Below are 13498 nucleotides of genomic sequence, written 5' to 3' on the forward strand. Positions count from 1 at the left end.
TCCGGTCAGTGGGTCGAGGTGTGACGGCGGCGGCCGTGGCGCTCGCGGAGCGCGAAGACGCCGAGCCAGGCGGCGATCACGACGGCGGCGGCCAGGCTGAACCCGAGCGGCGCGTGGGCGACGGTGCCCAGGACGACGCCGAGCAGCAGAAGTGCGACGACGAGGAACAGCACGGGATCGGATCCCCTCCGTGGACGGTCGGTGAACAGTTGTGGGTACAGTTGTTCACTGACTACCCAGTCTAGCCCGCTCCACTGCTTTGCAATGACAGGTAACAGTTGTTAACTAAATGACATGAGTCACACGCTCGGCATTCGTCAGGCACAGAAGCAGAAGACGCGTCAGGCGCTCCTGGACGCGGCGCTGGCGCTGCTGGAGGAGCAGAGTCTCAGCAGCCTGGGCCTGCGCGAGGTCACCCGCGCGGTCGGGGTGGCCCCGACCGCCTTCTACCGGCACTTCCGCTCCACGGCGGACCTGGGCGTGGCCCTGGTCGAGGAGGCGCTGGGCAGCCTGCACCCGCTGATCCGCACCACCGTGACCGCCGCCGACTCCAGCGACGAACGCATCACGCGCGCTGTCGAGTTGATCGCCCGTCATGTTCACGCGTACCCCGCCCATGTCCGTTTCATCGCCCGTGAGCGACACGGCGGGGTCCAGCCGGTCCGCGAGGCGATACGGGAGCAACTGGGCCGGTTCGCCGAGGAGGTGAAGGCCGAGCTGGCCGGGGACGACGAGGCGGAGGGCTGGAGCGACGACGACCTGCTGATGCTCGCGCACCTCTACGTCGACCAGATGCTCATCACGGCCTCGCTGTTCCTGGAGGTCCAGGAGGCGGCGGCCGGTGACGAGCCCTCCGCGGAGGCCCGTGAGCGGGTCGCCCGGCTCGCGACACGGCGGTTGCGGCTCATCACCGTCGGCCGCCACCACTGGCTCGACTGAACCGGGCGGTCCGGCACACGGGGGAGGGCGGCGCACCCACCCCGAGTACGCCGCCCTCCCCCGCCCGCCGATTCGACCGCGCCCGCCGGTTCTCCCGCGCCCTCCGATTCCCGCCGGTTCTACTGCGCCTGCTGGCTCTGCTGCGCCTGGCCGCCGCCCGGCCCGCCGCAGCCGCCCTGGCCGCCACCGGGACCGCCGCCCTGGCCGGGCCCGCCGCTCGGCATGCCCGAGGGCATACCGCTCGGCATCGCGGAGGGCGACCCCGTCGGCATCCCCGAGGCGGCGCCCGACGGCGCCCCGCTCGGCATCCCGGACGGCATGCCCGAGGGCATACCGCTCGGCATCCCGGAGGGCGGCTGACACGTCTGCTGCCCCGAACTGCCGCTGTCCGTGGAGGACGAGTCGCCCGAGCCGCAGGCCGCGAGGGCGAGCGGCGAGAGCGCCAGGAGGGCCACCGCGGGGACGAGACGCACCGACCCGAGTACACGCTTCATGAGAATCAGCTCCATGGAAGATGAGGAATTCCTGAGGTGCGGTACTCAACCAACGACGGATAAGGCTTTGTTGGGGCCTTCCTGTTCCCCTCCTGTCAATCGGGCAAAGCGCGCCCCAAGGAACCGCTCCGACCTGGGAGTTCACCACGGCCGGCGGTCGGCGCACCGGTACAGCTCCGTGACGGAGACGGCCGCCCGCGGCCGCTCGCCGACGGTCCGCGCGGCCCCTCAGCCCAGCCTGACCCGGGCCAACTGGCGTGACTGCGCCACCAGCCGGTCCTCGCTGTCCCACACCTCGGCGTCCTCCTCCAGGAAGCCGCCGGCGAGGTTGCGGGTGGTGATGGAGACGCGCACGGGCCCCGGAGCCGGACGGGAGCGGACGTGGACGGTGAGTTCGACCGTGGGCACCCAGCCGGCGATGCCGAGGTCGAACGCGGTGGGCGGCAGGGCGTCCACGGCGAGGAGCAGCGAGAGGGGGTCGGCGTCGCGGCCGTCCGCCAGCCCGAACCAGGCCCGCACCTCGCCCTTGCCGGACGGCTGTCCGAGGGCCCAGCCCACGGTCGACGGGTCGAGCTTGAGCATCAGCCGCTCGGCGATGGGCTGCTGGTCGGCGCCGGGGGCGGGGGCGGGCCCGTCCGCGGGGCCGAGGCACTGGCCGATCGGCGGGACGGCGGGGGGCTTCGCGGAGGTGCGGACGTCGTCGGGGAGGGCGTCGAGGTCGCCGTAGGTGGCGAGGACGCGGATGCGTTCGACCTCGCGGCCCCGCTCGTCGTACTGGAGGAGCGACGCCTGGCCGGTGGAGAGGGTGCGGCCGGTGCGGACCGTCTCGGTGCGGACGACCGCCGGGCCGGGGCGGGAGGCGCTGAGGTAGTGCGCGGAGACGGTGAACGGGTCGTGGTGCGGCAGGGTGTCCGCCAGGGCGCGGGCCACGACGGCGAGCAGGTAGCCGCCGTTGACGGCGCCGAAGATCGTCCAGCCGGCCGAGAGGTCGGTGTCGTAGAGGCCGGGTGCGCGGAGGGTGACGGCGGTGTCGCGGTCGAACTCGCTGTCCCCGACGGCGGCGGGGGCCGTGACTGCTTCAGACATGGCGGAAACGGTACAGGAAGCAATTACTAAGCGGTAGCTTTCCAAGAGGGGCCCAGGGACCCGCCTACTCCTCGCGCACCGTCGAGCGGCGGTTCCACGCGCGCGGCGCCCGCCAGTGGAACCGCATCGCGAGCAGCCGCAGCACGAAGGCGGTGGCCGCGGCGACGCCGCTGGCCAGCGGGGTGAGGGCGTCGTAGCGGATGCAGAGCGCCACCATGGTGGCGCCGACCATCGCCGGGACCGCGTACAGGTCGCGGTCCCAGCGCAGCAGGGACGGCACCTCGTTGGCGAGGACGTCGCGCAGCACACCGCCGCCGACCGCGGTGGCCAGCCCCAGGGCCGCCGACGCGGTGAGGCCCAGGCCGAAGTCGTACGCCTTCGTCGTGCCCGTGACGCAGAAGAGGCCGAGGCCGGCGGCGTCGAAGACGTTCACGCCGGTCTGGATGCGCTCCACGTGCGGGTGCAGGAAGACGACGAGGAGCGCGGCGAGCAGCGGGGTGAGGAAGTACCCCAGATCCGTGAAGGCGGCGGGCGGTACGGCCCCGATGACCAGGTCGCGGAACAGCCCGCCGCCCAGAGCGGTGACCTCGGCGAGGACGGCGATGCCGAAGACGTCGAAGTTCTTGCGGACGGCCAGCAGGGCGCCGGAGATCGCGAAGACGAAGATGCCGATCAGGTCGAGCGTGTGCTGGACGGAGGGGCTGAAGATTTGCTGGAGCACCCTTCCATTCTCGCCCAGCGGTGAGCCCCCGCCTTACATTGCAAGGCAGGGGCTCGGCACTGCTTATTTCTCCTTGGAGGGAGTGTCCTCGGGGGTGGGGGCCGGGGTGGGAGACGCCTCCTCCGGGCCCTTCCCGGCCGCCTCCTCCGGGCCCTCCCCGGCCGCCGCTACCGGGCCCTCCGCGGCCGCCTCTTCCGTCTCCTCCGTCAGTGAGGCCACCGCCGCCGACGTCTCCGCCGACTGGGCGAGCACCTCGTCGGCCACCAACTCCGCCGCCTCCTTCGCCGCCGTCAGCAGGACGGTGTCCTGCGGGGCCTGGTCCGCGAAGTTCTCCGGGTGGTGGCAGGCGACCTGCTGGCCGGGCCGCAGCTCGACCAGCACGGGCTCGGTGGTCCGGCAGATCTCCGTCGCCTTCCAGCACCGCGTGTGGAAGCGGCAGCCGCTGGGCGGCGAGATCGGCGAGGGCACGTCGCCCCGGAGCAGGATCCGCTCGCTCTTGGCGGTGCGGCGCTTGGGGTCCGGGATGGGCACCGCCGACATCAGCGCCTTGGTGTACGGGTGCATCGGCGTGCGGTACAGCAGGTCGCGGTCGGCGAGCTCCACGATCTTGCCGAGGTACATCACCGCGATCCGGTCGGAGACGTGCCGGACCACCGACAGGTCGTGCGCGATGATCACGTACGTCAGTCCGAGCTCCTGCTGGAGGTCGTCCAGCAGGTTCACCACCTGCGCCTGGATCGACACGTCCAGCGCGGACACCGGCTCGTCCGCGACGACCAGCTTCGGGTTGAGCGCGAGGGCGCGGGCGATGCCGACGCGCTGGCGCTGACCGCCGGAGAACTCGTGCGGGTAGCGGTTGTAGTGCTCGGGGCTGAGGCCCACCAGCCCGAGCAGGCGCTGGACCTCCTTCTTGACCCCGCCCTCCGGCTCGACGCCCTGGAGCCGGAACGGCGCCGAGACGATGGTGCCGATGGTGTGCCGGGGGTTCAGCGAGCCGTACGGGTCCTGGAAGATCATCTGCACGTCCCGGCGGAGCGGGCGCAGGCCCTTGGTGCCGAGGTGCGTGATGTCCGTCCCGTCGAACTCGACCGACCCGCCGGTGGGCTCGATCAGCCGCGTGACGAGCCGGCCCATGGTCGACTTGCCGCAGCCGGACTCCCCGACGACACCGAGGGTCTCCCCCCTGCGCACCTCGAAGTCGATGCCGTCGACGGCCCTGACCGCCCCGACCTGCCGCTGGAGCAGGCCCTTCTTGATGGGGAAGTGCTTGACCAGGCCCTCGACCTTGAGCAGCGGTTTCTCGTCGTCGGTCCGCTGGGCCGGCACGGCGGCCCGGGTCTCAGTCTCGCTCACAGATTCGGCGCAATCTCTTCGGTCCAGATCCGCGTACGGTCCTCGGGCGAGAGGTGGCACGCGGTGAAGTGCCTGCTGCCGACCTCGTGCAGCTCGGGCCGTTCGGTGCGGGTGATCCCGCCCTTGGGGACGTCGGCGTACGGGCAGCGGGGATGGAACGCGCAGCCCGAGGGGACGTTGATGAGGCTGGGCGGCTGGCCCTTGACCGGCTTGAGCCGGTCGGTCTGGTCACGGTCGATGCGCGGCATCGAGCCGAGCAGGCCCCAGGTGTAGGGGTGCTTGGGTTCCTCGAAGATCTGGTCGACCGGTCCGCGTTCCACACAGCGCCCGCCGTACATCACGAGGATGTCGTCGGCGATCTCGGCGACCACGCCGAGGTCGTGCGTGATGATGACGACCGCGGAGCCGAACTCCTTCTGCAAATCCCGGATGAGGTCGAGGATCTGCGCCTGGACGGTCACGTCGAGCGCCGTGGTGGGCTCGTCCGCGATCAGCAGCTGCGGGTTGTTGACCAGCGCCATCGCGATCATCGCGCGCTGGCGCATACCGCCGGAGAACTCGTGCGGGTAGCTGTCGACGCGCTTGTGCGGCTCGGGGATGCCGACGCGGTCGAGGAGTTCGACGGCGCGCCTGCGGGCGGTCTTCTTGTCGACGTCGTGGTGGACGCGGTAGGCCTCCACGATCTGGCTGCCGACCGTGTAGTACGGGTGCATCGCGGACAGCGGGTCCTGGAAGATCATCGCCATGTCGCGGCCCCGCAGCCGGCGCACCTCGTCGGGGCCGGCCGAGACGAGTTCCTTGCCGTCGAGCCAGATCTCGCCGGACATCCGCACGTTCTTGCCCCGGCTGCCGAGGCGGTGCAGGCCCATGACGGCGAGCGAGGTGACGGACTTGCCGGAGCCGGACTCGCCGACGATGCCGAGGGTCCTGCCCTTCTCCAGCTGGAAGGAGAGCCCGTCGACGGACTTGACCAGGCCGTCGTCGGTCGGGAAGTGCACCTTCAGGTCGCGCACGTCCAGGAAGGCGCGGTCGGCGCCCTCGGCGCGCACGGGCTCACCCACGGCGGCCCCGGTCTTGGAAACGTCGGTCACGAGAGCCTCACCCGCGGGTCGACGGTGGCGTACAGCACGTCCACCACCAGGTTGCAGAGCACGACGAAGAAGGCGGCCAGCAGGGTGACGCCCAGGATCGGCGGCAGGTCGTTGTCGGTGATGGCCGCCACGGCGTACTGGCCGATACCGGGCAGGGAGAAAACGGACTCGGTGATCACGGCGCCGCCGAGCAGCAGGCCGATGTCCATGCCGAAGACCGTGACGATCGGGGTGAGCGCGGCCCGCAGGCCGTGCTTGAGGACGACCTTGCGCTCGCCCAGGCCCTTGGCCCGGGCCGTGCGGATGAAGTCCTCGCTCATGGTCTCGAGCATGCCGGACCGGGTGAGCCGTGCGTAGACGGCGGAGTACAGCAGTGCCAGCGAGCACCAGGGCAGGAACAGGGTGTTGGCCCACTGCGACGGGTTCTCGGTGAACGGCACATAGGTCCGCCCGAAGATGCCCAGCTCGTAGCTGAAGACGAGCAGGGCCAGCTGGCCGGTGAAGAACATGGGGAGCGACACACCGGCGAGCGCCACGCCCATCGCGGTCCGGTCGAAGAACGAACCCGGCTTGAGCGCCGAGACGACACCGGCGGCCACGCCCGAGACCAGCCACAGCACGGCGGCGCCCGCGGCCAGCGAGACGGTCACCGGCAGCCGGTCGACCAGCTGCGGCCAGACCTCGACGTGGTTCTTGAAGGAGTAGCCGAAGCAGGGCACCCCGCAGTCGGCCGTGGTGGGGCCGAGGTTGTAGGTGGTGCCGGAGACGATCCCCTTGATGAACTCGAAGTACTGCTCGTAGACCGGCTTGTCGAGCCCGAGGTTCTGCTTGACCGCCAGGATGTCCTCCGGCGAGGGGTTCTTTCCGATGTACTGCGCGGCCAGTTGGTCGGGGCTCTGCCCGGCCAGTCTCGGCAGCAGGAAGAAGATGCCGAAGGTGACCGCGGTGACGACCAGCAGCAGGATCACTGCCGCGACCGTCCGGCGGATGATGTACGAGATCACGGGGACCGGCGCCGGCGCCCGCGGACCGTCAGGCCCGCGGGCGCCAATGCCTTCACCTGCCTTCCAGGGCTTCTGCTGCGCGCTACTTCTTGGTCGTACCGAGGTTCAGAGCGTCGTACTGACCGCTCCAGGCGGCCGACGAGACCACGTTGGTGGCGTACGGCGAGCGGTACAGCAGGACCTTGAAGTAGGTCAGCGGCACGATCACGGCGTCGTCCATCGCCTGCTTGTCCACCGCGGTGTAGGCGGCGTTGCGCGCCGACTCGTCCGGGTTCAGGATGGCCCCGTCGAGCAGCTTGTTGACCTCGGCGTTGTTGTACGCGGAGAGGTTCGTGTTGCCGGACGGGCTGATCGCCTTGCCGTTGAGGATCTGGTTCAGGTAGCCGTAGCCGGTCGGCCAGTCGGCGCCCCACTGCATCATGATGATGCCGATGCCCTGCTTCTTGGCGAACGCCGGGACACCCGCGTAGTCCGTGAAGTACTTGCCGGACGGGTACTGCTTCAGCTCGGCGTTGATGCCGACCTTCTTCAGCGAGTCGATGATCGCGGTGGCCGCGTCGACCTCCTGCTGGCGGTCGCTGCGCGCGGAGATGTAGGTCGTGAAGCCCTTCTCCTGGCCGCAGGCCTTCAGCTGCTCCTTGGCCTTGGTCGCGTCGCCCTTGCTGCCGGCGGTGGCGTAGGTGTCGTACTTCTGGTAGCCGGTGACGTCCGTCGGGAGGATCGTGGAGGCGATGTCACCGCGGACCGGGCCGCCCTGCGCGGTCTGCACGGCCACCTTGTCGATGGCGTACTGCACGGCCCTGCGGCACTCGACCTTGTCGAGCGGCGCGACCTGGGTGTTCAGCGCCGCGTAGACGAGCCGGCTGCCGTAGGTGTTGTCGGTGCTGGCCTTGAGGTCCGCGTCGGCGAACAGCTTGGCCTGGGTCTGGGTGTCCACACCGCGGCCCGCGAGGTCGACGGTGGTGGTGCCGTCGATCAGGTCCTGGTCGATGGTGGCCTGGTTGACCTTCAGGTTGACCACGATCTTGTCCGGGTACTGCTTGCGCAGCGGGTCGGTCTTGGGGTCCCACTGCTCGTTGCGGACCAGGGTGACCGACTTGCCCTCCTCGTAGCTCGCGAACTTGTACGAGCCGGAGGAGACGATGTTCTTGACGTAGTCGATACCGGTGTCCTTCGCCTGCGGCACGGGGGCCGTCTGCGGCGTGGTGACCAGGTAGTCGAAGTCCATGAACGCTTGCTTGAGCTTGAAGGTGATCGTGTACTTGTCCGGCGTCTCGATGGACGCCAGGCCCTTCGCGCTCTTGTCCTTGTACGGGCCCTTGTAGCTGTCGCCGCCCGCGAGGTACGTGGCGAAGTAGTTCGGGCCGAGGGAGAGGACGTCACGGGCGAAGTTGGAGCGCTCCACCGCGTACTTGACGTCGGCCGAGGTGATCTCGGTGCCGTCCTGGTACTTCACGCCCCTGCGGATCTTGTACGTCCAGGTCTTGCCGCCGTCGGACGACACGCCCTTGGACTCCGCCAGGTCGGGCACGACCTCGTTGCCCTTCTCGCCCGGGGCCGGGTTGAAGGTGAGCAGCGGACGCGCGTAGAGCCGGCTGAAGTTGTACATGTACGCGTAGTACGTGTTGCCCGGGTCGAACGAGTCCGGGACGTCGGACATCGCGTAGGTGACCGTGCCGCCCTTCTGCGTCGAGGCGTTCACGACCCCCTTGGTGGCGGCGTTGGCAGCGGCCTTGTTCCCGCTGTCGTCACCGCTGCCGTCGTCGGCCTTGCTACAGCCTGCCAGGAGCAGGCCAGCGCTGCTGATGGCCGCGACTACGGCCAATGCTGACCTTCGCATGTTGGTCGCATTCCCCTTCGTAGGTGGACACTTGGTATGGACGCGGACGGCGTCCGCGACCGCAGACGTCAGCGGCTGCGGGGGTCGAGTGCGTCCCGGAGGCCGTCACCGAGGAGGTTGAAGGCCAGCACGGTGATGAAGATGGCGAGACCGGGGACGATCATGTACTGCGGATCGACCTGGAAGAAGTCGACGGCCTGGTTGAGCATGCCGCCCCACGAGGCCTGCGGGGGCTGGATGCCGACGCCGAGGAAACTCAGTGAGGCCTCGAAGAGGATGTTGGTGGGGATCAGCAGCGTCGAGTAGACGATGATCGGCGCCACCAGGTTGGGCAGCAGCTCCTTGAACAGGATGTACGGCCCGCCGGCGCCCATGCCCCGGGAGGCGTCGACGAACTCCCGCTCGCGCAGCGCCAGCGTCTGGCCGCGCACGATGCGGCCCATGTACGGCCAGTTGAAGAAGCCGATGACGAAGATCAGCACGAGGATGTGCAGCGGAAGGCCCTCGAGCCCGAACGCGCCGCCCTGGAGCGTCGCCGAGATGGCGATGGCGAACAGCAGCAGCGGGAAGGCGAGGAAGGTGTCCATGAGACGGCTGATGACGGAGTCGACGCGTCCGCCGTAGTAGCCGGCGACGAGGCCGAGGACGGTGCCGATCACGTTGGACAGGATCGTCGCCCCGAAGGCGACGACGAGGGAGACCCAGGAGCCCTCGAGGATGCGGGCGAGGATGTCGCGTCCGAACTTGGGCTCCACACCGAGCGGGTGGTCCCAGCTCATACCACCGAAGTCCCCTTGGGGGAGGGTGGTGTTGGGGTCGATCAGGTCCTGGTGGAAGGCGTTGGGGTCGAGGCCCAGCAGCGCCTGGAGCGGGCGCGACAGGGCGGCCGTCAGGATCAGCAGCACGACGACGACGCCGCCGGCCACCGCCGCCTTGTCCCGCTTGAAGCGGGTCCAGGCGATCTGCCCGAGGGAGCGGCCCTCGATCTGCCGGGACGCGGCGCCCGCCAGCACGGCCTCGGGTTGGGCCTCGGCCTGCGATCCGGTGGTCTCGATCGGTGCCGTCACAAGTGCCCTGCCCCTTCTCGCCGGCGGTGACCGGCCTTCATACCGCCGCTGTCGGCGCTGTGATTCGCTTGCGTGCTGCGCGGCGGCCGCAGGTGGTACGGCCCAACTGCCCGGCCGATCCCCGGACGGGTGCGCCTTCACAGGATCGACACGGCCTCGCGTCTGAGAGGCGAGTCTTCAACGCGTTCGTGATCACGCGCCAGATCTGTCGACGAAAGGATGCCTAACCGTGATGCCGACATGGGGAATCCGTTATCCGAACGCGGCATGCCGCCTTCCGGAGAGGCAAGGACCCAACGTCAGTGCGACACACGCGAGTTGACGCACCACTCAGCGTGACGGAAGCCCGTCCCGCGGCGCCCGTCGCGACGGGGGCGGCGAACTGCGCGAAACGGGCGCTACGTCGGGTGATCCCGTGTCGCCGCGGCCCGGCGGGGGCACCACCGCGGCCGGTTCCGGGGCGGGCCCGACCCCTCGGCCGGACACGGGCGGTGACGGTCAGTAGGGGCGTGGGCCCGGGTAGCCGTATCCGGTGGCCGGGGCCTGGGCGGGGGCCGCCGGGGCGTGGGCCTCACGGTCGTAGAACGGGCGGGCGTGGGTGCGCATCCACATCACGACCGGGTCGTAGTCGTCGCTCATCGCGACCGTCGACACGGGCAGTCCCTCCGGCACGGCGCCGATCGACTGCTGCATCATCGCCCGCACCGCGTCCACCGCCGGCGGGGAGGTGTCGTACACGTCGAGGCCGAGGGCGAGGTAGGGCGCGCCCAGCGCGGGCTGCACCCAGGCGCGGCGCAGCGAGCGCAGGGCGGGGGTGCGGTGGGCGTTCTGGGCGAGGAGGGCGTAGAACTGCGGGATCTCGATGGCGGGTTCGGACAGCCGCAGGGGTCCGGCGGGCTGGCGCTCCAGGCCGGTGGCGATCCGCCGCAGATCGAGCCAGGGGATGCCGACGCCGCCGCCCGGGGCGTGCGGGTTCAGCCAGAGGCCGTAGTGGTCCGGGTAGAGCGTGCGCGCCACGTCCAGGCCGTCGACGACCTCGTACGACCTGTTCCAGCCGCTGGCGGAGAGCTCCTGGGCGGAGGTGACGCAGGGGGCGTAGCCGTGGCCCTCGACCTCCATGGTGCCGTACTGGGCGTCCGGGGAGCCGGCCTGTCCCTGCCACAGCAGCATCCAGACCTGGCCGGTGGTCGGTGTCGCGAGCGCGCGCAGGAGCGCCTCGTAGGCGTCGTAGCGCCCGGGCGTGACCTGGCGCAGCATGTGCTCGACCTGCCCGGCCGCGATGCCGCTGGCGCTCACCTGTACCGCCCCTTCTCTCGGTTGCCCCGCGTCGGAGACCAGCTTAGGCGGCTCCGCCGACAACGGGCGCCCACCGAGGGGTGGGTTGTCCGTCGCCGGCGGTCGCGGGGGCGTCCGGGCGGGCGGTCAGCCGGCCCTGGTGTAGAAGGGGCGGACCCGTTCCTTCATCCACCGGCCCACCGGGTCCTCCGTCACGTCGAGGAGGACGAGGTTGACCGGCCACTTCGGGGGGACGGCGCCCAGGGCCCGGCCGAGGGCCTCCAGGGGAAGCGCCCTCAGGTCGCCCTCCCACACGGAGAGTTCCACACCGACGAACATGACCGGGTCGGCCGTCTCGATGGCGGCGAGGCAGCGGCGGGCCGTGAGGACGACGCCGGTCGCCTCGAACTCGGCCGAGGCCGCGGTGAGGAAGTCGACGGGGTCGTCCTGCCAGTCGGGCTCGAAGAGGCGGACCCGGCCGCCGCTCGACGGGCCGTCCAGCGGGGTGCGCACGGTGCGGCACAGCTCGGCCACGGCCGGCGGGGGCAACGGCATGCCGACCACGCCGTCCGGGTTCAGCACGATGCCCACCTGCGGCGGCAGGCCGCGGGCGAACTCGACGGCCGGCGCGATCGTGTACGACATGTGCGAGCCGACGACCTGGCGGAACTGCTCCTCCGAGCTGAAGACGGGCACGAAGGCCTGGCCGTGGAGTTCCAGCGTGGGCAGGTCGAGGGGGCCGCTGTGCGGGCCGCCGCCGCTGGGCAGCGGGATCCACACGAAGCTGCGGCCGAGCACCTCCACGATCCGCCCGCCGGCCTCCGGCACGCCGAGGGAGGCCGAGAGCACCTCCTCCAGCTCGTTGCTGGGCCATCCGCCGTGCGACGGGGGGTGCGACTGTGCCGGGAAGTCCGCGAAGTGGTCCGCCGGGAAGTCCGCCGGGGGGAAATCCATCTGTCTACCGCCTGCTGGGAACCGCTGCTGGAGCTGAAAGGCTAGCGGGTACCGGCAACCGGCCCCACAGCCCACGGCACGCTCCCCGAAGGGCACCCCCGGCCACCGCCCCCGAACAGCACCGCCGGCCACTGCCCGCGGCACGGTACGGAAGGGACGCCCCCTCGGCGCGGTACGGAAGGACGCCCCCTCGGCCACAGCCCTTGGCGCGGTACGGAAGGGCGCGCCCCCTCAGCCACAGCCCGCGGCGCGGCACCCGGAGGCTTCCCTCGGCCACGGCCCGAGCCTGCGGCTCCCGACCGGCGGGGGCCGACCGAAGCGGGAGTGGGTCCCCGCGCCACCCGCGCGGGACCCGGGCGCCTGCGCGGGCGGCCGCCCCACCCGACCGCCCCGGCGAGGCCGGCCAAGACGGAAGAGCGAGTCCCCCCGCCACCCGCACGCCACCCGAGCACCCCTCCGACGCCCCGTGCCGACGGCCGCCCCGTGCGGCCGGGGCGCCGGGGCCGGGGGTGCGGTCTGCCGGGGTCCGCCGTCGGGGAAGGGAGGGCGGGGAGGGCGAGGACGAGCGGATCAGCCGGTGAAGGCGATGCGGCGGAGGGCGTCCGCCGCGGGGCGGTCGAGGAGGATCGCCGAGCCGCAGCCCTCGGGGAGGCGGCCCCGCTCGACGGAGCGCAGGAGGCGGGAGGCGGCCCGGCGGTGGCGCAGGAAGGCGTAGCGGGAGACGCCCCGGCCGCGCTCGCGCTGGCCCTCCAGGGCGGTGCCGGGGGTGACGTCGAGCATCAGCAGGTGCAGGGTGCCGCCACGTCGGCGAGCCTCGCGGGCCAGCCAGGCGCGCACCCAGGCCTGCGTGCCGCAGTCGTGCACCACGACGCCCCCGCCGGCGCGCACGGCGCGGCGCAGCCCGGCGTAGTGGGCGACGCGGACGAGCGGGCGGTAGAGCGCGTACGGCAGGAAGCGCGGCACGCGGGCGTCCCAGCGGTCGCGGGTGTCCTGGGAGTCGATGCGGACGCCGTTCACCGTGCGCCGCATCAGGGTGGACTTGCCGCTGCCCGGCAGGCCCGTGACGACGACCAGGTCGCGCGGGCCGAACAGCAGGCCGTGCGGGCTGTGGCCGGCGCGGTCGCGCAGGTCGCGGACGACGGACGCGCGGGCCGTACCGCACACCCCCCGGGCCGGGGTCGCGGGCTGCGCGGGCAGCGCGATCGCCGAGGTCGTCGCGTACGCCGTGGTCCTGTTCACCGTCATCGTCCTCCCCTGGGGTCAGACAAGTCTTCTCCCCTTCGAGCGTAAAGAGAAGGTAATGCTCGGTGTCTTCCTGTTTCGTACGCGTCCCGCCACAAGCCGGTTACAGATGCGGCCTGCCGTGACGCGGGCCGGGCGTGCAATGATGGCCGCGCCAACTGCATACCGGCCGTTTGAATCCGCGCGGGAGAGTCCCGGACCGTGTCCGGGCGCCGAAGGAGCAAGTCCCTCCCTTGAATCTCTCAGGCCCCGTTACCGCGCGGGCGAGGCACATCTGAAAAGCGGGCCGCTGCCACAGGGCCCCACCCAAGGTGCAAGTCAGGACCGCGTGATCGTCGCCGATCACCCGCGGTCATGGCGAACCTCTCAGGTTCCGATGACAGATGGGGAGGACTTTCCTCGCCCTCCCCCGCGCCCGGCTGTGCTCGCGCG

The 13498-nt window shown here is 71.1% G+C and carries 13 protein-coding genes and 2 riboswitches; of the genes, 2 read left to right on the forward strand and 11 right to left on the reverse strand.

The annotated features are described in order from the left end of the window. Window positions 1-5: 5 nt before the first annotated feature. Window positions 6-173: a hypothetical protein gene (locus tag ACZ3KJ_RS12070; RefSeq protein ID WP_467526414.1), complete on the reverse strand. Its 168-nt coding sequence runs from the start codon at window positions 171-173 to the stop codon at window positions 6-8. 121 nt (window positions 174-294) lie between these two features. On the opposite strand from ACZ3KJ_RS12070, the gene ACZ3KJ_RS12075 reads away from it, so the two are divergent. Together ACZ3KJ_RS12075 and ACZ3KJ_RS12080 are read left to right on the forward strand one after the other, a co-directional pair. Continuing rightward, window positions 295-939, forward strand: coding sequence for a TetR family transcriptional regulator (locus ACZ3KJ_RS12075; protein WP_467526415.1), 645 nt, complete (start codon window positions 295-297; stop codon window positions 937-939). 222 nt (window positions 940-1161) lie between these two features. After that, window positions 1162-1299 carry a hypothetical protein gene (locus ACZ3KJ_RS12080; protein ID WP_467526416.1) on the forward strand — a complete coding sequence of 46 codons (138 nt, stop codon included), beginning with the start codon at window positions 1162-1164 and terminating at the stop codon, window positions 1297-1299. A 362-nt stretch (window positions 1300-1661) separates the two neighbouring features. Here ACZ3KJ_RS12080 and ACZ3KJ_RS12085 read toward each other — a convergent pair whose 3' ends face one another. From ACZ3KJ_RS12085 to ACZ3KJ_RS12130, 10 genes are all read right to left on the reverse strand, one after another. Next, window positions 1662-2519 (reverse strand): thioesterase family protein, encoded by an 858-nt coding sequence (locus ACZ3KJ_RS12085; RefSeq protein ID WP_467526417.1) that lies wholly within the window; start codon window positions 2517-2519, stop codon window positions 1662-1664. Between the two features lie 64 nt (window positions 2520-2583). Beyond that, window positions 2584-3240: a trimeric intracellular cation channel family protein gene (locus ACZ3KJ_RS12090; protein WP_467526418.1), complete on the reverse strand. Its 657-nt coding sequence runs from the start codon at window positions 3238-3240 to the stop codon at window positions 2584-2586. 63 nt (window positions 3241-3303) lie between these two features. Next, window positions 3304-4593 carry an ABC transporter ATP-binding protein gene (locus ACZ3KJ_RS12095; protein ID WP_467526419.1) on the reverse strand — a complete coding sequence of 430 codons (1290 nt, stop codon included), beginning with the start codon at window positions 4591-4593 and terminating at the stop codon, window positions 3304-3306. Continuing rightward, complete coding sequence (locus ACZ3KJ_RS12100) at window positions 4590-5684, reverse strand: ABC transporter ATP-binding protein (protein WP_467526420.1); 1095 nt, start codon at window positions 5682-5684, stop codon at window positions 4590-4592. The genes ACZ3KJ_RS12095 and ACZ3KJ_RS12100 overlap by 4 nt, the downstream gene beginning before the upstream one ends. Further along, on the reverse strand, window positions 5681-6688 hold the full coding sequence (locus tag ACZ3KJ_RS12105) for an ABC transporter permease (protein ID WP_467526421.1): 1008 nt from the start codon (window positions 6686-6688) through the stop codon (window positions 5681-5683). The genes ACZ3KJ_RS12100 and ACZ3KJ_RS12105 overlap by 4 nt, the downstream gene beginning before the upstream one ends. Before the next feature lie 82 nt (window positions 6689-6770). After that, window positions 6771-8528, reverse strand: coding sequence for an ABC transporter substrate-binding protein (locus ACZ3KJ_RS12110; RefSeq protein ID WP_467526422.1), 1758 nt, complete (start codon window positions 8526-8528; stop codon window positions 6771-6773). A 68-nt stretch (window positions 8529-8596) separates the two neighbouring features. Next, the gene (locus ACZ3KJ_RS12115; protein WP_467526423.1) at window positions 8597-9595 is read right to left on the reverse strand and encodes an ABC transporter permease; all 999 of its coding nucleotides are present in this window, start codon (window positions 9593-9595) and stop codon (window positions 8597-8599) included. 498 nt (window positions 9596-10093) lie between these two features. Then, on the reverse strand, window positions 10094-10891 hold the full coding sequence (locus tag ACZ3KJ_RS12120) for an enhanced serine sensitivity protein SseB C-terminal domain-containing protein (RefSeq protein ID WP_467526424.1): 798 nt from the start codon (window positions 10889-10891) through the stop codon (window positions 10094-10096). Between the two features lie 126 nt (window positions 10892-11017). Then, window positions 11018-11824: an enhanced serine sensitivity protein SseB gene (locus ACZ3KJ_RS12125; protein ID WP_467526425.1), complete on the reverse strand. Its 807-nt coding sequence runs from the start codon at window positions 11822-11824 to the stop codon at window positions 11018-11020. Window positions 11825-12394: 570 nt separating this feature from the next. After that, the gene (locus ACZ3KJ_RS12130; RefSeq protein WP_467526426.1) at window positions 12395-13069 is read right to left on the reverse strand and encodes an AAA family ATPase; all 675 of its coding nucleotides are present in this window, start codon (window positions 13067-13069) and stop codon (window positions 12395-12397) included. Between the two features lie 171 nt (window positions 13070-13240). Then, window positions 13241-13334: riboswitch (glycine riboswitch) on the forward strand. Beyond that, window positions 13335-13459, forward strand: a riboswitch (glycine riboswitch). Window positions 13460-13498 lie beyond the last annotated feature (39 nt).

The sequence above is a fragment of the Streptomyces sp. NPDC003248 genome (assembly GCF_055563235.1).

What these genes read in the sequence shown, in the direction of transcription:
- ACZ3KJ_RS12075 (WP_467526415.1), top strand. Translation starts at nt 295, where the DNA reads ATGAGTCACACGCTCGGCATTCGTCAGGCACAGAAGCAGAAGACGCGT.
- ACZ3KJ_RS12080 (WP_467526416.1), top strand. Translation starts at nt 1,162, where the DNA reads ATGCCCGAGGGCATACCGCTCGGCATCGCGGAGGGCGACCCCGTCGGC.
- ACZ3KJ_RS12085 (WP_467526417.1), bottom strand. Translation starts at nt 2,519, where the DNA reads ATGTCTGAAGCAGTCACGGCCCCCGCCGCCGTCGGGGACAGCGAGTTC.
- ACZ3KJ_RS12110 (WP_467526422.1), bottom strand. Translation starts at nt 8,528, where the DNA reads ATGCGAAGGTCAGCATTGGCCGTAGTCGCGGCCATCAGCAGCGCTGGC.
- ACZ3KJ_RS12125 (WP_467526425.1), bottom strand. Translation starts at nt 11,824, where the DNA reads ATGGATTTCCCCCCGGCGGACTTCCCGGCGGACCACTTCGCGGACTTC.
- ACZ3KJ_RS12130 (WP_467526426.1), bottom strand. Translation starts at nt 13,069, where the DNA reads ATGACGGTGAACAGGACCACGGCGTACGCGACGACCTCGGCGATCGCG.